This window comes from Paraburkholderia sp. J63 (genome assembly GCF_905220245.1).
GTDB lineage: Bacteria > Pseudomonadota > Gammaproteobacteria > Burkholderiales > Burkholderiaceae > Paraburkholderia.
In genome coordinates, this window is sequence record NZ_CAJMZF010000055.1 from 1 (window position 1) to 16,703 (window position 16,703).

14 protein-coding genes and 1 tRNA gene are annotated in these 16,703 nt (G+C 64.6%); 6 read left to right on the top strand and 9 right to left on the bottom strand.

The window, feature by feature from the left end:
* Nucleotides 1–89 precede the first annotated feature (89 nt).
* From lon to U5775_RS34645, 5 genes are all read right to left on the bottom strand, one after another.
* On the bottom strand, nt 90–2,516 hold the full coding sequence (gene lon, locus U5775_RS34625; protein WP_322062638.1) for an endopeptidase La: 2,427 nt from the start codon (nt 2,514–2,516) through the stop codon (nt 90–92).
* Between the two features lie 190 nt (nt 2,517–2,706).
* Complete coding sequence (gene clpX, locus U5775_RS34630) at nt 2,707–3,978, bottom strand: ATP-dependent Clp protease ATP-binding subunit ClpX (RefSeq protein ID WP_028216418.1); 1,272 nt, start codon at nt 3,976–3,978, stop codon at nt 2,707–2,709.
* A 232-nt stretch (nt 3,979–4,210) separates the two neighbouring features.
* Nucleotides 4,211–4,864, bottom strand: a complete 654-nt coding sequence (clpP, locus tag U5775_RS34635; RefSeq protein WP_238463533.1) for an ATP-dependent Clp endopeptidase proteolytic subunit ClpP — start codon at nt 4,862–4,864, stop codon at nt 4,211–4,213.
* 170 nt (nt 4,865–5,034) lie between these two features.
* Nucleotides 5,035–6,381 carry a trigger factor gene (gene tig / locus U5775_RS34640; RefSeq protein ID WP_322062639.1) on the bottom strand — a complete coding sequence of 449 codons (1,347 nt, stop codon included), beginning with the start codon at nt 6,379–6,381 and terminating at the stop codon, nt 5,035–5,037.
* A gap of 277 nt (nt 6,382–6,658) precedes the next feature.
* The gene (locus U5775_RS34645) at nt 6,659–6,970 is read right to left on the bottom strand and encodes a hypothetical protein (RefSeq protein ID WP_322062640.1); all 312 of its coding nucleotides are present in this window, start codon (nt 6,968–6,970) and stop codon (nt 6,659–6,661) included.
* Nucleotides 6,971–6,992: 22 nt separating this feature from the next.
* On the opposite strand from U5775_RS34645, the gene U5775_RS34650 reads away from it, so the two are divergent.
* Nucleotides 6,993–8,150 carry a glycerate kinase gene (locus U5775_RS34650; protein WP_322062641.1) on the top strand — a complete coding sequence of 386 codons (1,158 nt, stop codon included), beginning with the start codon at nt 6,993–6,995 and terminating at the stop codon, nt 8,148–8,150.
* 198 nt (nt 8,151–8,348) lie between these two features.
* Nucleotides 8,349–8,795 carry a MarR family winged helix-turn-helix transcriptional regulator gene (locus U5775_RS34655; protein WP_322062642.1) on the top strand — a complete coding sequence of 149 codons (447 nt, stop codon included), beginning with the start codon at nt 8,349–8,351 and terminating at the stop codon, nt 8,793–8,795.
* 122 nt (nt 8,796–8,917) lie between these two features.
* Here U5775_RS34655 and U5775_RS34660 read toward each other — a convergent pair.
* Nucleotides 8,918–9,004: transfer RNA gene (locus tag U5775_RS34660), tRNA-Leu, on the bottom strand.
* A gap of 306 nt (nt 9,005–9,310) precedes the next feature.
* Here U5775_RS34660 and U5775_RS34665 point away from each other — a divergent pair.
* Entirely contained in the window at nt 9,311–10,153 is an 843-nt protein-coding gene (locus tag U5775_RS34665; protein WP_322062643.1) for a squalene/phytoene synthase family protein, read from the top strand.
* Nucleotides 10,154–10,198: 45 nt separating this feature from the next.
* On the opposite strand, the gene U5775_RS34670 is transcribed toward U5775_RS34665, so the two are convergent.
* The 3 genes from U5775_RS34670 to U5775_RS34680 form a co-directional block, all read right to left on the bottom strand.
* Nucleotides 10,199–11,446 (bottom strand): DUF1501 domain-containing protein, encoded by a 1,248-nt coding sequence (locus U5775_RS34670; protein WP_322062644.1) that lies wholly within the window; start codon nt 11,444–11,446, stop codon nt 10,199–10,201.
* A gap of 132 nt (nt 11,447–11,578) precedes the next feature.
* Entirely contained in the window at nt 11,579–13,114 is a 1,536-nt protein-coding gene (locus tag U5775_RS34675; protein ID WP_322062645.1) for a DUF1800 domain-containing protein, read from the bottom strand.
* Between the two features lie 182 nt (nt 13,115–13,296).
* On the bottom strand, nt 13,297–13,599 hold the full coding sequence (locus U5775_RS34680) for a hypothetical protein (RefSeq protein WP_322062646.1): 303 nt from the start codon (nt 13,597–13,599) through the stop codon (nt 13,297–13,299).
* A gap of 264 nt (nt 13,600–13,863) precedes the next feature.
* On the opposite strand from U5775_RS34680, the gene ompR reads away from it, so the two are divergent.
* The 3 genes from ompR (at nt 13,864) to U5775_RS34695 (ending at nt 16,678) form a co-directional block, all read left to right on the top strand.
* On the top strand, nt 13,864–14,598 hold the full coding sequence (gene ompR, locus U5775_RS34685) for a two-component system response regulator OmpR (RefSeq protein WP_027814652.1): 735 nt from the start codon (nt 13,864–13,866) through the stop codon (nt 14,596–14,598).
* Between the two features lie 56 nt (nt 14,599–14,654).
* Nucleotides 14,655–16,004 (top strand): ATP-binding protein, encoded by a 1,350-nt coding sequence (locus tag U5775_RS34690; protein WP_322062647.1) that lies wholly within the window; start codon nt 14,655–14,657, stop codon nt 16,002–16,004.
* Nucleotides 16,005–16,129: 125 nt separating this feature from the next.
* Nucleotides 16,130–16,678 (top strand): peroxiredoxin, encoded by a 549-nt coding sequence (locus U5775_RS34695; RefSeq protein ID WP_322062648.1) that lies wholly within the window; start codon nt 16,130–16,132, stop codon nt 16,676–16,678.
* Nucleotides 16,679–16,703: the final 25 nt, after the last annotated feature.

Genomic DNA, 16,703 nt, shown 5'->3' on the forward strand with positions numbered 1-16,703 from the left:
CAAACAAAAAACCCACGGACATTGCCGTGGGTTTTTTCGGGGGTTACGCGTTCCGGCGAGCCGCGCGTTCAGCGCGGCTCACGTGAAGCTCAATGCTTGACAACTTCGGTCGTGCCGGCTTCCTTCGATTCGGCAACGGGCGCCTTCGCGTCCTCTGCCTTCGCTTCTTCTTCCGGCAGCGGCTGCGGCACACGTTCGAGCGCGAGTTCGAGCACCTTGTCGATCCAGCGGACCGGCACGATCTCGATCGAGTTCTTCACGTTGTCCGGAATCTCGGTGAGATCCTTGACGTTCTCTTCCGGGATCAGCACGAGCTTGATGCCGCCACGATGCGCCGCGAGCAGCTTCTCCTTCAGCCCGCCGATCGGCAGCACTTCGCCGCGCAGCGTGATCTCGCCCGTCATCGCTACGTCGGCGCGCACCGGAATGCCCGTGAGCACGGACACCAGCGCCGTCGTCATCGCACCGCCCGCGGACGGACCGTCCTTCGGCGTCGCGCCTTCGGGCACGTGGATGTGGATGTCCTGCTTCTCGAACGCCTCGTCCTTGATGCCGAGACGACGCGAACGCGAGCGCACCACCGAGCGTGCCGCTTCGACCGATTCCTTCATCACGTCGCCGAGCGAACCCGTGCGGATCACGTTGCCCTTGCCGGGCATGACCGCCGCTTCGATCGTCAGCAGATCGCCGCCGACTTCCGTCCACGCGAGGCCCGTGACCTGACCGATCTGGTTTTCCTTCGCGGCCAGACCGAAGTCATACTTGCGCACGCCGAGGAAGGTGTCGAGGTTCGCGCTGTCCACCGTGACGGCCTTGTCGGCCTTCTTCAGCAGCAACATCTTCACGACCTTGCGGCAGATCTTCGAGATTTCACGCTCGAGCGAACGCACGCCCGCTTCACGCGTGTAATAGCGAATGATGTCGCGGATCGCGCCTTCGGTCACCTCGATCTCGCCAGGCTTGAGCCCGTTGTTCTTCTTCTGCTTCGGCAGCAGATAACGCTGGGCGATGCTGACCTTCTCGTCTTCCGTGTAGCCCGAGAGGCGGATGACTTCCATCCGGTCGAGCAGCGGCGGCGGAATGTTCAGCGAGTTCGACGTGGCGACGAACATCACATCGGAGAGGTCGAAATCGACTTCGATGTAGTGATCGGCGAACGTGTGGTTCTGTTCCGGATCGAGCACTTCGAGCAGCGCCGACGACGGATCGCCGCGGAAATCCATGCCCATCTTGTCGACTTCGTCGAGCAGGAAGAGCGGATTGCGCACGCCGACCTTCGCGAGGCTCTGCAGGATCTTGCCCGGCATCGAGCCGATGTACGTACGACGGTGGCCGCGAATCTCGGCCTCGTCACGCACGCCGCCCAGCGCCATGCGAACGAACTTGCGGTTCGTTGCGCGCGCAATCGACTGCCCGAGCGAGGTCTTGCCGACGCCCGGAGGGCCGACCAGGCACAGGATCGGCGCCTTGACCTTGTCCACGCGCTGTTGCACCGCGAGATACTCGAGAATGCGTTCCTTCACTTTCTCGAGACCGAAGTGGTCTTCGTCGAGCACGGCTTCGGCGTTCGAGAGGTCGTTGTTGACCTTGCTCTTCTTGCGCCACGGCAGGCCGATCAGCGTGTCGATGTAGTTACGCACGACGGTGGCTTCCGCCGACATCGGCGACATCAGCTTGAGCTTCTTGAGCTCGGCGTCGGCCTTCTTCTTGGCTTCCTTGGGCATGCGCGCGGCGGTGATGCGCTTCTCGAGCTCTTCGAGATCGGCACCCTCTTCGCCTTCGCCCAGTTCCTTCTGAATGGCCTTGACCTGCTCGTTCAGGTAGTACTCGCGCTGGCTCTTTTCCATCTGGCGCTTCACGCGGCCACGGATACGCTTCTCTACCTGGAGAATGTCGATCTCGGCTTCGAGCTGCGCGAGCAGATGCTCCAGACGCTCCACGACCGGGAACATCTCGAGGATATGCTGCTTCTGGTCGAGCTTGAGCGGCAGATGCGCGGCGATGGTGTCGGCAAGACGACCGGCCTCGTCGATGCCCGACAGCGAGGTCAGGATCTCCGGCGGGATCTTCTTGTTGAGCTTCACGTACTGGTCGAACTGCGAGACGATCGCGCGGCGCAGCGCTTCGGTTTCGGCGCTGTCGGCATGATCGGGCTCGAGCGGCATGACCTCGCACGAGAACTGCGTTTCCTGTTCTTCGATGGAAAGCGTCTTCGCGCGCTGCAGGCCTTCCACGAGCACCTTCACGGTGCCGTCGGGCAGCTTGAGCATTTGCAGGATGTTGGCGATACATCCCACTTCGTACATATCTTTTTCGGTCGGCTCATCCTTGGCGGCAGTCTTCTGCGCGACGAGCATGATGTGCTTGCCGCCTTCCATTGCCGCTTCGAGGGCCTTGATCGATTTGGGCCGGCCCACGAAAAGGGGAATCACCATATGCGGGAAAACTACGACGTCTCGCAGCGGCAGCAGCGGGAGCGTGGTGCGTTCCGGCGGGAGGAGTTGGGTTCCTGACATTTCATTTCCCCATGAGTGGAATCAATTGTTCGGTAAGTGAGGCCAGAAAAGTCGATTGCAAGCCTCGAGCAAGTGGGAAAAGTTCAGTGACTCCAAAAAAGTGCGCCATCGACCACAAGATAAACGAAAAAGCCGTTCATCCCATTGTATGAACGGCTCTTTCCCGGAACTCTTTAGCCGATCACCACCATCAGTTCGAGCCTGCAACCTTTGGAGCGTCTTCGTAGATCAAGAGCGGCTTGCCGTCGCCGTCGATCACGTTGTCGTCGATGATGACCTTGCTCACGCCCTTCATGGCCGGCAGCTCATACATCACGTCGAGCAATGCCTGTTCCAGGATGGAGCGCAGCCCCCGCGCGCCGGTCTTGCGGCGGATCGCCTTGCGGGCGACGGCCTGCAGCGCAGCCGGACGGATCTCGAGTTCCACGCGCTCCATGTTGAAGAGCTTGTGATACTGCTTGACGAGCGCATTCTTCGGCTCGACCAGAATCTTCATGAGCGCGGCTTCGTCGAGCTTGCCGAGCGTGGCGACCACGGGCAGACGGCCAATCAGTTCCGGAATCAAACCGAACTTGATCAGGTCTTCCGGCTCCGTTTCGCGCAGCACTTCGCCCGTGTCGCGTTCCTGCTTGCTCTTCACGCTCGCGCCAAAGCCGATGCCGGTTTTTTCCGTGCGGTCGGTGATGACCTTTTCCAGACCGTCGAACGCGCCGCCGCAGATGAACAGGATGTTGGTCGTATCGACCTGGATGAAATCCTGGTTCGGATGCTTGCGGCCGCCCTGCGGCGGCACCGAGGCCATCGTGCCCTCGACGAGCTTGAGCAGCGCCTGCTGCACGCCTTCGCCCGACACGTCGCGCGTAATCGACGGGTTGTCCGACTTGCGGCTGATCTTGTCGATTTCGTCGATGTAGACGATGCCGCGCTGGGCCTTGTCGACCTCGTAATTGCAGTTCTGCAGCAGCTTCTGAATGATGTTCTCGACGTCCTCGCCCACGTAGCCGGCTTCGGTCAGCGTGGTTGCGTCCGCGATCACGAACGGGACGTTCAGAAGGCGCGCGAGCGTCTGCGCGAGCAGCGTCTTGCCCGAGCCCGTGGGCCCGATCAAGAGGATGTTGCTCTTGGAGAGTTCGACGTCGTCCTTCTTGTCGAGATGCTTCAGACGCTTGTAGTGGTTGTACACCGCTACCGCCAGGATCTTCTTCGCGCGCTCCTGCCCGATCACGTACTGGTCGAGGATGTCGCGGATCTCCTGCGGGCTCGGCAGGTCCGAGCGCGACAGCGCCGCGTCGACGCCCGCACCGGCGGCCTCGTCGCGAATGATCTCGTTGCACAGGTCGATACATTCATCGCAGATGAACACCGACGGACCTGCAATCAGTTTCTTGACTTCATGCTGGCTTTTGCCGCAAAACGAGCAATACAACAGCTTTTCGCTGTTAGAACCTTTCTTGTCCGCCATGGATAAATGAGCCTCCGGACACTCTGTTACATGATACGCCGTTTCCCCAGGCCAGGCCGGGGGTGCGTGAACCGCTTGCTGTGACGGCGTTGGCCGCAGGCCGCGAAGCGCGTTTACCGATTATTTCACATGGTCCGCGCGCCCGTGACTATCCCGTATTTCACGGGGATCGCACACGAAGCGAGCGGATCATGGGCTGGCAAATAAAATGCCAGCCAAAACGCGTACCGGATCAGGGACGCTTGTGCAGCACCTGATCGACGAGGCCATAGGCCTGTGCGTCGTCGCCCGACATGAAGTTGTCGCGGTCGGTGTCGCGCGCGATGCGCTCGACCGGCTGGCCCGTATGGTTGGCGAGCAACTGGTTCAGGCGCTCCTTCAGATACAGGATTTCGCGCGCCTGAATTTCGATGTCCGACGCCTGGCCGCGTGCGCCTCCGAGCGGCTGGTGAATCATCACGCGCGAGTTGGGCAGCGCAAAGCGCTTGCCCTTCGCGCCCGACGCGAGCAGAAACGCACCCATGCTGGCCGCGAGGCCCATGCAAAGGGTCGAAACGTCGGGCTTGATGAACTGCATCGTGTCGTAGATCGCCATGCCGGCCGAGACCGAACCGCCCGGGCTGTTGATGTACAGGCTAATGTCCTTGTCCGGATTCTCGCTTTCGAGGAACAGCAGCTGGGCGACGACGAGATTCGCGGTCTGGTCGTTCACTTCGCCGACCAGAAACACCACGCGCTCCTTGAGCAGGCGCGAGTAGATGTCGTACGAACGCTCGCCGCGGCCGCTCGTCTCCACGACGATCGGCACGAGCCCGAGCGCCTGCGGATCGAGGTCACGCGAGGCGTGGGAGGTCAACGTGTCCAGCGATTGAGCGCGAATGGTCATGCGGTGCATCCTTGTCTGGAAGAGTTGTTCTGGTAACCCTGATAAAAGCTCAATGGCGACGGACCCTGCAAAAATCAACCCTAACCCGAGTGTGGCCAAATTCTGCGGATACAAAAACGGCGTGCTGGCCGTCGGTCGCTCCGACAGCCGGCACGCCGTAGCGGGCAGATTTAAGCCTGCGCCGTTGCGCTTGCCAGTTCTTCGAAGCTCACTTGCTTGTCCGTCACCTTGGCCTTGCCGAGTACGAAGTCCACGACATTCGATTCGACGACGTAGGCTTCCATTTCGGCGAGACGCTGCTGGTTCGAATAATACCAGCGCACGACTTCCTTCGGGTCTTCGTAGCTTTTCGCGAATTCGTCGACTTCGGCACGGATTTGCTCCGGCTTCGCTTCGAGGCTGTTCGCCTTCACGAGCTCGGCGAGCACGAGGCCGAGCTTCACGCGGCGCTCGGCTTGCTCCTTGAACATTTCGGCCGGAATCGGCGCGTCCTTGGCGTTGGGCACGCCGCGCTGCGCGAGGTCCGCACGCGCCATTTCGACGAGGCGCTGCTGGTCCTGCTCGACGAGTGCGTTCGGCACGTCGAGCTCGGCGATCTTCAGGAGCGCGTCCATGACCTGGTTCTTGACGATGGCCTGGGTGCGGCGCTTCGCTTCGCGCTCGAGGTTGTCCTTGATCTCGCCGCGCATCTTCACGAGGTCGCCGTCGGCGATGCCGAGCGACTTCGCGAATTCGGCGTCGATTTCCGGCAGATGCGGCCACTCGATCTGCTGCATCGTGATCGTGAACTTCGCGGTCTTGCCGGCGACTTCCTTGCCGTGATAGTCCTCGGGGAATGCGAGGTCGAATTCGCGCGACTCGCCCTTCTTCAGGCCGATTGCCGCCTTTTCGAATTCCGGCAGCATGCGGCCTTCGCCCAGCACGAACGCGAAGCCTTCGGCGCTGCCGCCCGGGAATGCGACGTCGTCGATCTTGCCGACGAAGTCGACCGTCACGCGGTCGCCTTCCTTCGCTGCGGTGTCGGCGCCGCCGTCACCGTGCTCGCCCGCTTCGCCGCGTGCGTGGAAATGCACGCGCTGCTTGCGCAGGATGTCGAGCGTGCGGTCGATTTCGGCTTCGGTGATGGTCGTGGTCGTGCGCTCGATTTCGGCCGTGCCGACGTCGCCCAGCGTCACTTCCGGATAGACCTCGAAGGTCGCATCGAATGCGTAGTCGCCTTCGGCGGCTTCGGTCTTCGGCGCGAAGCTCGGCTGGCCGGCAACGCGCAGGTTCTCGGCGCGGCTGATGTCGAAAAATTCCTTGCCGACCTTGTCGCTCAGGACTTCGGCTTCCACCTGGCCCGAGTACTGTTGCGTGACCATCTTGAGCGGCACCTTGCCCGGGCGGAAACCCGGCATGCGCACGTTCTTCGCGAGTTGGCGGATGCGCGAATCGACTTCTTTCTGCACGGCGTCCTTCGGCAGGGAAATCGTCACGCGGCGTTCGAGCTTGCCGAGGTTTTCAACAACGTTAGCCATGGCTTCAATCGTCCTAAAATTGTTCGAGCGTAATCAGTAATCTTGCTGCCGCAGTCCGATGGGGCGGCCCGCGCGGTGCTTCGCACTGGGGGCCCGCATCGCTTGCGTCTCGCTTGTGCCTCGTCGGCGCCGCCTGCCGGTCGTGACCGGCCTGCGCTCCTATAAGCCTCGGGCGGCGCCCTTTCCGGGATCCGCGAGACCCATCCCGCTGCAAATCGGCCAAATTGGGCCGAATCGGGCGGTTTGCGGTGCGGTTCCGTCAAAAGAGCCGAGTATTTTAGCAAACTATTGCCTCACCCAAATGGAATTGCCGTTCCAGCAGGAAGATGACGCGAAATCCACTGCGCGATGGAGCGGATTTCGCGCGCCGCGCAAGGCGCTGCGGCCGATTGCGCCACTTGCCGGAAATCGCCGGAAAGCCCTTCGGGGCAGGTGCTTTTAGCGCGCGCGAGCGTCGGACCGTGCCGCCGCGAAGCGCATCCGATGCGCATCCGATGCGTGCTATCTCGCCGTGGGTATCCAGCACGCCCCCGAGCACTGGTAAGCTAGCGCTCGCGTCGGAAGCCCCGCCGGCCACAGCCTTTGCCAACTACTCTTCCAGTCGAGACACCATGCCTAACCAGACGTTTGCTGACGCACCCGTCGTCGTCATTGCTCCCGATTCTTTCAAAGGCTCGCTTAGTGCGGATGGGGTCGCCGCCGCGATCGCCGACGGCATCCGCCGCGCCCGTGCCGACGCCGATATCCGTATCTGCCCGATGGCCGACGGCGGCGAAGGCACGCTCGACGCGATGCTCAGCGTGGGCGGCGAGCGCCGCGTGATCAACGTAGAAGGCGCGGCGCTCGCACGGCGCGACGCCATCGTCGGGCTCCTGCACGACGGCAGCGCGATCATCGAGACCGCCGAGATCGTCGGCATCACCGATCCGGTGGGCATGGGCGTGCCGGTCGCCGCGCGCAGCACGCGCGGCATGGGCGAAGCGATTCGCGCGCTGCTCGACGAGGGCGTGCGCCGCTTCTACGTCGCGCTCGGCGGCAGCAGCACGAACGATGCGGGCGCGGGCCTGCTTGCGGGTCTCGGCCTGCAGCTATTCGACGCCGCCGGCAACGCGCTCGCGCCCACGCCGGAAGCGCTCGCGAACGTGGCGCGCGTCGACGTCTCCGGGCTCGACGCGCGGTTGGCCGTTGCCAGCTTCGTCGCCATGTCGGATGTCGACAATCCGCTCAATGGCGGACACGGCGCGACCGCCGTGTTCGGCCCGCAAAAAGGCGTGAAACCCGAAGAAGTCGCTGCGATCGACGCCGCCCTCGCGCGTTTCGCCGATCTGCTCGAAGCCGCGCTCGGCCGCCATGCGCGCGACGAAGCCGGTGCGGGCGCCGCGGGCGGCCTCGGCTTCGCGCTGCGCATGCTCGGCGCAAGCTTCGAGCCCGGCGCCGAAGTCGTGGCGCGCACAATCGGCCTCGATACCGCGCTCGCAGGCGCGCATTGGCTCATCACCGGCGAGGGCCGCTCCGACGTGCAGACGCTGCACGGCAAGGCGCCCTTCATCGCGTGCCGTCATGCACAGGCCGCCGGCGTGCCGGCCACGCTGCTCTCGGGCGCGGTGGACCCGGCTGCGCTGCCGCGTCTCGCCGAGCACTTCAGCGGCTGCTTCTCGCCTGCGCCGGGCCCGATCACGCTCGACACGGCCATCCGCGAAGCCGCAACGCTGCTCGCGAACGAAGCGGAACAGCTCACGCGCCTGAAGTACGGATCGCGCCGCGCATAACGCTGCGTCCGCAAGATTCGTCTGACTTTAGCTCGCACGCGCTCGCCCTGTTCGCAGTAAGCGATTAATAGATTCGTACGCCCATGCAACGTGGGCGTACGAGGGTTCATGCACGTTGACCCCGGCGCTGGTTGAGGCAACAATCATGAGAAGCGCGGCATGATCGCGCAGACCTCACGCGACCAGACCAGGACGACCATGAAGGCAAGCAAAGCCGGACTCGAACAATTTCTGACCTATCGGCTCCATGTCCTCAACAAGCTCTCCGAGCGCGGTGCGAGCGAGCGCTACCAGGCGAAGCTCGGCATCACGCTGCCGGAGGCGCGCCTTATTGCCGCGGTTGGTGCGTTCGGCCCGTTTTCGGTGATGGAGCTCGCGCGTCACGCGAATCTCGACAAAAGCCAGGCGAGCCGCGCCGCGGAGGCGTTGATGCGTCGCGGCCTCATGCAACGCGACGCCAGCGAGGAAGACGGACGCCTCGTACTCGTTTCGCTCACAACCGATGGGCGCGCGCTCTATCGCAAGGTCATGCCCGTCGCGCGCAAGTGGAACGTGGACCTGTTCGCCTGCCTCGACGACAAGGAGCGCGAGTTGCTCAATCGTGCGCTCGAGAAAGTGATCGCGGCTGCCCAGGATGAATCGTGATGCGGTGCTTGCGATACGCGCGATAAACAGAATAGATGGCTCGTGCGCGCCTGATTGAACGCGCGGGCATCGGAGAAAGCGGAAAAAAAGGCCACATACCGAAGGGTATGTGGCCTTTGTTCTGGTGCGTGAGGCCGGACTCGAACCGGCACACCCTTGCGGGCGTCAGGACCTAAACCTGGTGCGTCTACCAATTTCGCCACTCACGCGAATACTTTGCCTGGCGAGACCGCTGCGAGTTCACGTGAGCGTGTGACGTGGGATACATCGCGTGCGATACAGACCTGCGCTGCTGCCGGGGCCGGATAAGCCACCCGCAAAGCGCAAGCGCGAGATTCTAACCGATTGCCTTGCGCTTGTCTGCACCCTCGCTGTGCATCCGGCCGCGCCTGGCCGGACGGCCCCGGACCCGCGCCGGTGCTAGAATCGCCGCTCCGCAGCCGCTTGCTGTCTTTACCCTGCGTTTGTCCCGTCAGGGCACAACCCGTCCGCGCCTTTCCTCGCCCCCGAACGCCGTGAATTTCGACGAATACTGCCTGCAAAAGGCGGCCCCGCCCGGATCGAGCACCTACTACGCGCTGCGTCAGGCCAGCGCCGCGGATCAGCCGCTGCTCGCCGCCCTCTTCGCGCTGCGCCGCGAACTCGAGGAAACCGCCAAGGAGACGAGCGACCCCACCGTCGGCCGCACCAAGCTCGCGTGGTGGCAAAAGGAGCTCGCCGCACTGGCCGCCGGCAACGCCACGCATCCGGTGACGAAAGCGCTCGCCGAGCATCTCGACGACGCAGCCGGGATCTACCCGCTGCTTCAGCAGTTGCTCGCCGGCTTCGAAATGGACTTCGAACAGGCCCGCTATCTCGATCTGCCGAATCTGCGCCGCTACATGGACGGCGTGGGCGGCACCTTCGCAACGCTCGTGGCGCACGCTGGCGCGCGCACGGACGACATGCGCGCCGGCGTCGCGCGCTGGGCCGCACCGCTCGGCAATGCGCTGATGCTCGCGCAATTCGTGCCCGAGATCGGCAACGATGCGCGCCACGGCCGCATCTATGTCCCCATCGACGAATTGCAGCGCTACAACGTCACCGCCGCCGATCTGATCAACCGCCGCTATAGCGACGAGTTCACGGAGCTCATGCAGTTCCAGACGGCGCGCGCTCGCGAAGCCATGAACGCCGCGCTCGATGCGATTCCCGCTGCGGAGCGCCGCCATCAGCGTGCCCTGCGCGCGCTCGCGGCGCTCGAACTTGCACTGCTCGACGAAGTGGAACGCGAAAGCTTCCAGGTGCTGCATCAGCAAATCGTGCTCACACCGATTCGCAAGCTCTGGATTGCCTGGCGCGCGGCGCGGCGCGCGTGACGTGTGGATTTGCGCGGGCGATACGCAAACGCAACGATATAGCGCTCACGCGCGCAGCAACGGCAGCGGCTCGAAGCGACGCTGCAGCACCGCCTGAGCGTCGAGTCCCCACCAGTTTCCCAGCACCGTCGCGTAGATCTGCCTGAAGTCGACGGCCACCGGCAAATTGCCATTGCCGTCGAGCCGCGCAAGCTGCGGCGCCTCGCCATAGAGTCCACCCGCCACCCTGCCGCCCGCGACGAAATGCGCGGACGCCGTGCCATGATCGGTCCCGCGGCTCTGATTCTCGCGCACGCGCCGCCCGAATTCCGCATAGGTGACGATCAGCGTGCTGTCCCAGCGCCCCATCTCGACGAGCGCCGAACGCATTGCCACCATGCCCGCCGCGAACTGGCGCAACAGGTCGGCGTGGCGCTGCGGCTGATTCTGGTGCGTGTCGAAGCCGTTGAGCGTGAGCCGGATCGTAGCCACGCCCTGCCCCGGCACCGGCATCGGCACGGGGCCGCCTTGCGCGCCCGTCATGGTTTCGCCCGAGGCCAGCGCCTGCATCGCGGTTTTCACCGAAGCGCCGAAGGCACCCGCCGGAAACGCTGTCTTCAATACGTACTGTCCGGGGCGCGGACGCAACCGGTCGGCGGCATGGACGATATCGTTCTCGACGTCGAGGATATGGGCGAGCGCCGGATTGCGCTCCTTGAGCGAGACCGGCGTGACGAGCCGCGAGGCGCGCGCGAATTGCGCGGGATTGACGAGCGCGACGGCGCGCGCGCCGTTCGCGAGCGGCCCCATCTCCGCGCTGCCGAGCACGAGGCCGTCGGCCGCGAAGCTCCCGGGCACGGGCGTGCTCGCGAACGCGCGCGTGAGCCAGCCCTCGCGCAGATACTGATCGGCATCCGAGGCCGTGTCCCAGATCTCGATCGAGCGGAAATGCGAGAGATTCGGCTGCGCGTAGCTCACGCCCTGCACGATCGCGAGTTCGTGTGCGCGCCACATCGGCATGAGCGGTGCGAGCGCCGGATGCAGCGCCGTGCGTTCGTCGAGCGCAATCGCTTCGCCGCGAGGCACGCCGATGTTCGCGCGATAGCGGTAGTAGAGCGGATCCGCGAATGGCACGACGGTGTTCAGTCCGTCGTTGCCGCCTTTGAACTCGATGAGAATCAGCAGGTTGTCGTACCCGCTCGCCAGGCGCTGCGCGGCCACGCCGCCTTGCGCATGCGCGGCCCCGGGCAGCCACGATGCGGCGCCCGCAGCCGTCATCGCGGCCGCCGCGGTCAGAAAGTCGCGCCGCTTCATGCCATGCCTCGCTGGTCCGTGCGGCGCCCTGCCTTGCCGCCGCTGTTGTCCTTGTGATCGTCGTTACGATTGTGATTACAGGCGTTCATTTCAATCGTTCACCGCTCGCGTCATTGGATCATGTCTACCGGGTCACTTCAACTGATAGACCGGGTCCATCAGGAGTGCTTCGAGATACGCGGCCGCGCTACTGCCGGCCGCGATCGCGTCGACGGGCGCGAGCGGCAGCACGGCGTGCTGCATCTGCAACTGCGCCGACAAACCGGGCACGGCGTCGGCCGTCAAACCGAAATGCGCGAGCCAGCCGTCCAGGTCGAAGCGCATGCCGCCTGGCATCGCGCGCGGCGCTGGCCTCATGGCGCCGCTTGCCACTGCGCCCGCCTTTGCGTTTTCAGTCGCCATCGTCGTCGTGCCGGCCATGCGTGGACGCGTCTCCCCGGTCGCCCGAAAGAGCTGCTCGACGAACTGCTTGCGCGCCAATAGCGTCGCGCTGTTGATCCACGTGACGCCGCCGGGCCAGCCCTTCACGTTCGGCGGATAGAACAGATTCTCGCCGAGCGCCGCCGAGGTGCGCGCAAACATCGCCGTGCTCGCGTAGCTCACCTCGAAGCGGCGCACGGTGCCCGCGATGAATTCGACCGGCGAACTCACCAGCACGCCGCGATTGCGCTCGTCCCAGAACGCGGGCGTGACGAGAAGCGCGCCGAGCGCCGCCTTGATGTCGTAGCCGCTCGTGCGAAAGCGCGTGGCCACGCTGTCGAGCTGCGCCGGGTCCGGCGTGTCCGAGACGAACTCGCGCCATAGCTTCGCCGATACGAAGCGCGCCGTCTGTGGCTCAGCCAACAGGATGTCGAGCACGGCATCGCCGTCGAACGGCCCGCTCTTGCCCAGCACCGTCTTCATGCCGTCGTCGTGCTGCGCCGGGCGCCAGACATAGCGCCACGTATCGGGATCGACGCCCCAGCCCGTGTAGGCGCGCGCCGCCTCGGAGACATCCTGCTGCGAGTACTGCCCTTCGCCCAGCGTGAAAAGCTCCATGACCTCGCGCGCGAAGTTCTCGTTCGGCTTGCCCTTGCGATTGCTGGCGCCGTCGAGGTAGAGCAGCATCGCCGGGTCCTTCGCGACCTCGTGCAGCAGCGTGGCGAAGCTGCCGAGCGCGTTGCGCCTGAGCAGCGCATTCTGCCAGGCCATCAGCAACGGCTCGGCGACCTTGTCCGCGCCCGAGGCGAAATGGTTGTGCCAGAACAGCGTCATGCGCTCGGTGAGCGGCGACGGCGTGACGAGGATTTCATGCATCCACCATGCGCGCAGTTCGTCGTAGTGCTGGCTGCGCTCGCGCTGCGCCTCGCGGCGCGCCTCGGGCGTCAGGGCGTTGCGCTGCGCGCGAGTCATGGGGATATCGGCGGTCCATGCGGGCAGCGGCGTCCCGGCGTCAGTGCGGGCCGTGGCCAGCACGCGCTCGACGGCCGCCGCGCGCGTGAGCCCGACGCAGGGGCCAATCTCCGCGGGCGTAGGCGCGAAGCCGGTGCGGATGAGCAGATGCGTGGCATCGTCGGCGTCGAGGAGCGGCGCGTCCTCATTCGCGGCGCCGGCGGGCGCGCTGGCCGCGCCATGACGATGCGCCTGGCGTGACGGCTCGACCGGCAAGGAGCGTTGCGTAACGGACATGGGGGACATGGGCACCCGCACGCGAGTTCGGCCCGCGCGCCTGACAGGAAAAACAAGGAGACTGCAGACGAAGGTAACGCACTAACGATGCGCGCGCGGCATCTGTTGACGGTGCAATTGCTACGGAATTTTTCAGAGATGCCGCGCGTTGCTCTTCAATGACGCGCGGGCAGGCAGCGTGATCAGCGCTTGTAGAGCTCGCGCACGGCGTCTTCGATGTGCTGACGCAGGAGGCGGCGCTCGTCGGGCGTCATGTGGCCGTCACGGCGGCGCTGATCGAGATCGGGGGGAACTGCGGTGCGCTGCGTGATGTCCGACGCAGGGCGTGGAGGCGCGTCGTTACGCACCTTGCGCACAGGCGGCTTTTCGCCGGCGCGCCGCGTGGATGCCGTGGCCGCGCGAGGGCCGTCCGGGAAAGTCTGGGCGCAGGCCGGCGCTGCTTCCAATGCAACCACGATGCCGCTGGCCAACGCCAGTGCAGTCATGGTATGGCGCATTGTAGGCCTGACCCCTCCCATCGTTTTTTTCCCTTCTTGACGCGGCAAACGGCTACCTCGAATGCATTGTGCGGACCCGGCTCGATACGGGCACTGGTTCGAAATTCGAATGAAGTATCTACCGAATGGCCGCTAAACGTAAAGAAGTCTATCTGTCAGTGCTTGATGCCGTGCCACAGCACGGGTAAATTTTGTAACTGACTGTAACCCGATAATTGTTGCAAACTCGCACCCCATCTCAATCGCGCTAAGATGCCAGGCATGGAAACCAAGAACCCGTCCAAAATTCTCGTTGTCGACGACGACCCGCGCCTGCGGGACCTGCTGCGCCGTTATCTCGGCGAACAGGGCTTTAACGTCTACGTGGCAGAAAACGCGCCCGCCATGAACAAGCTGTGGGTACGCGAACGTTTCGACCTGCTCGTGCTCGACCTCATGCTGCCAGGCGAAGACGGCCTGTCCATCTGCCGCCGTCTGCGCGGCAGCAACGATCGTACGCCCATCATCATGCTCACGGCGAAGGGCGAAGATGTGGATCGCATCGTCGGCCTCGAAATGGGCGCCGACGATTACCTCCCGAAGCCGTTCAATCCGCGCGAGCTGGTGGCGCGCATTCATGCAGTGCTGCGTCGCCAGGCGCCGTCCGAGCTGCCGGGCGCGCCTTCGGAAACCACGGAAGTGTTCGAGTTCGGCGAATTCGCGCTGAACCTCGCCACCCGCACGCTCACCAAGGCCGGCCAGGAAATTCCGCTCACCACGGGCGAATTCTCGGTGCTCAAGGTGTTCGCGCGCCATCCGCGCCAGCCGCTCTCGCGCGAAAAGCTCATGGAACTCGCGCGCGGTCGTGAATACGAAGTATTCGATCGGAGCCTCGACGTGCAGATCTCGCGTCTGCGCAAGCTGATCGAGCCCGATCCGGGCAGCCCGCGCTTCATCCAGACCGTCTGGGGCCTCGGCTACGTCTTCATTCCCGACGGCGCCGCCTGATACGGGATGGTGTCTCGTTGTCTTCTGCACTGCCTTTGTTGAAACGGGAAGGGTCCATGCGGATTGACCGGCGTTTGCTGACGCTCGCGTTTGGCGATCTGTTCTGGCGCACCTTCCTGTTGATCGCACTGCTCATCGCGGTCAGTCTCGCCGCATGGTTCCAGAGCTTTCGCGTGATCGAGCGCGAGCCGCGCGCGCAGCGCGTGGCGCTGCAGCTCGTCGCCGTCGTCAAGCTCACGCGCACCGCGCTCCTCTACTCCGACCCCGACCTGCGCCGCGCGCTGCTCCAGGATCTCGAGAGCAACGAGGGCGTGCGCGTCTATCCGCGCGAGGCCACGGACAAGTACAAGCTCCAGCCCGACGAGTCGCTCAACCGCCTGATCGAGCACGACATACGCGGGCGTCTCGGCGACGACACCGTGATCGCGCAGTCGGTGAACGGCATTCCGGGCGTGTGGATCAGCTTCAAGATCGACGACGACGACTACTGGGTCGCGCTCGACCGCGACCAGCTCGACAACGTCACCGGCCTGCAATGGGTCGGCTGGGGCATTTCCGCGCTCGCGCTCTCGCTTTTCGGGGCGGCGTTCATCACGAGTCTCGTGAACCGGCCATTCGCGCGCCTGGCCATGTCCGCGCGCATGGTGGGCTCGGGGCAGTCGCCGGCCAAGCTGCCCGAAAGCGGCATGGGCGTGGCCGCCGAAACCAATCGCTCGTTCAACCAGATGGTGCGCGACCTCGAGCAACTGGAGGCCGACCGGGCGCTGATGCTCGCCGGCATCTCGCACGACTTGCGCACGCCGCTCGCGCGGCTGCGGCTGGAAACGGAGATGAGTCCGTCCGACCAGACGACCAAGGACGCGATGATCGATGACATCGAGCAGATGGACATGATCATCGGCCGCTTCCTCGACTACGCGCGGCCCGTGCAGCGCATGCCCGAGCGCGTCGATTTGTCGGTCATCGCGGGCGAAATGGCCGCGCGCATGGCAAGCGAAGATGGCGTGCGCCTCATCACGCGCCTCGCGCCCACGGCCGTGATCGAAGCCGACGACACCGACATGCGCCGCGTGGTGGGCAATCTGATCGAGAACGCGCGCAAGTACGGCTTGAGCGAGGCCGACGGCATTCCGCACATCATGCTCGAAACGCGCGTCTCGCATTCTCGCGTGGAACTGTCGGTGGTCGACGAAGGCCCCGGCATTCCCGAAGATCAGCTTCCGCTCGTGACGCGGCCGTTCTATCGCGTCGACAGCGCCCGCACCCAGGCCAACGGCACGGGCCTCGGCATGGCCATCGTGCAGCGCCTCGTGGGCCGCTATCGCGGCGCGCTGCGCCTGCGCAATCGTGCTCCGGGGCCCGGCCTCGAAGTGACCATCGAGTTCCCGCTCGCCAAGGGCGTCTGAACGCACACAGCACCGGCGCACGCTCGCAGCACGCGCCGTCCACCCCTGCGACAATGACCAGAAGCAACGGGCCATGCGGCGCGCGCACGGGGCGCGCGTGCGCCCCGTCTTCAAGGAGCGACGCCATGAAAACCGTCGGCGACAAACTCGAAGCCTTCACCGTCACGGCCGCGAAGCCCGGCTTCAATCAACCCGAGGAAAACGGCGAATCGGCCTTCCTCGAGATCACCGAGCAGAGCTTTCCCGGCAAGTGGAAAGTGATCTACTTCTATCCGAAGGACTTCACCGTGGTCTGCCCGACCGAGATCGCGGCGTTCGCGCACTTGCACAAGGAATTCGAAAACCGCGAGGCCGTGCTGATGGGCGGCAGTTGCGACAACGAATATGTGAAGCTCGCGTGGCGGCGCGAGAACCCGGCGCTCGACCGGCTGAACCACTACGCGTTCGGCGACGTGAAAGGCGAGCTGATCGACCAGCTCGGGATTCGCGATCAGGAGGCGGGCGTGGCGCTACGGGCGACGTTCATCGTCGATCCGGACAACGTCATTCAGCACGTATCGGTGAACAGCCTGAGCGTCGGGCGCAGCGCGGCAGAGGTCCTGCGCGTGCTCGACGCCTTGCAGACCGGCGAACTCTGCCCGAGCGGCCGCGAGGTCGGCGGACCGACTTTCTGAGACCTGCGCAGAGGTGCGCGCTTAA

Coding starts and splice junctions, on each gene's coding strand:
- lon (WP_322062638.1), bottom strand. CDS start 2,516: ATGTCAGGAACCCAACTCCTCCCGCCGGAACGCACCACGCTCCCGCTG.
- clpX (WP_028216418.1), bottom strand. CDS start 3,978: ATGGCGGACAAGAAAGGTTCTAACAGCGAAAAGCTGTTGTATTGCTCG.
- clpP (WP_238463533.1), bottom strand. CDS start 4,864: ATGACCATTCGCGCTCAATCGCTGGACACGTTGACCTCCCACGCCTCG.
- tig (WP_322062639.1), bottom strand. CDS start 6,381: ATGGCTAACGTTGTTGAAAACCTCGGCAAGCTCGAACGCCGCGTGACG.
- U5775_RS34650 (WP_322062641.1), top strand. CDS start 6,993: ATGCCTAACCAGACGTTTGCTGACGCACCCGTCGTCGTCATTGCTCCC.
- U5775_RS34655 (WP_322062642.1), top strand. CDS start 8,349: ATGAAGGCAAGCAAAGCCGGACTCGAACAATTTCTGACCTATCGGCTC.
- U5775_RS34670 (WP_322062644.1), bottom strand. CDS start 11,446: ATGAAGCGGCGCGACTTTCTGACCGCGGCGGCCGCGATGACGGCTGCG.
- U5775_RS34675 (WP_322062645.1), bottom strand. CDS start 13,114: ATGTCCGTTACGCAACGCTCCTTGCCGGTCGAGCCGTCACGCCAGGCG.
- U5775_RS34680 (WP_322062646.1), bottom strand. CDS start 13,599: ATGACTGCACTGGCGTTGGCCAGCGGCATCGTGGTTGCATTGGAAGCA.
- ompR (WP_027814652.1), top strand. CDS start 13,864: ATGCCAGGCATGGAAACCAAGAACCCGTCCAAAATTCTCGTTGTCGAC.
- U5775_RS34690 (WP_322062647.1), top strand. CDS start 14,655: ATGCGGATTGACCGGCGTTTGCTGACGCTCGCGTTTGGCGATCTGTTC.
- U5775_RS34695 (WP_322062648.1), top strand. CDS start 16,130: ATGAAAACCGTCGGCGACAAACTCGAAGCCTTCACCGTCACGGCCGCG.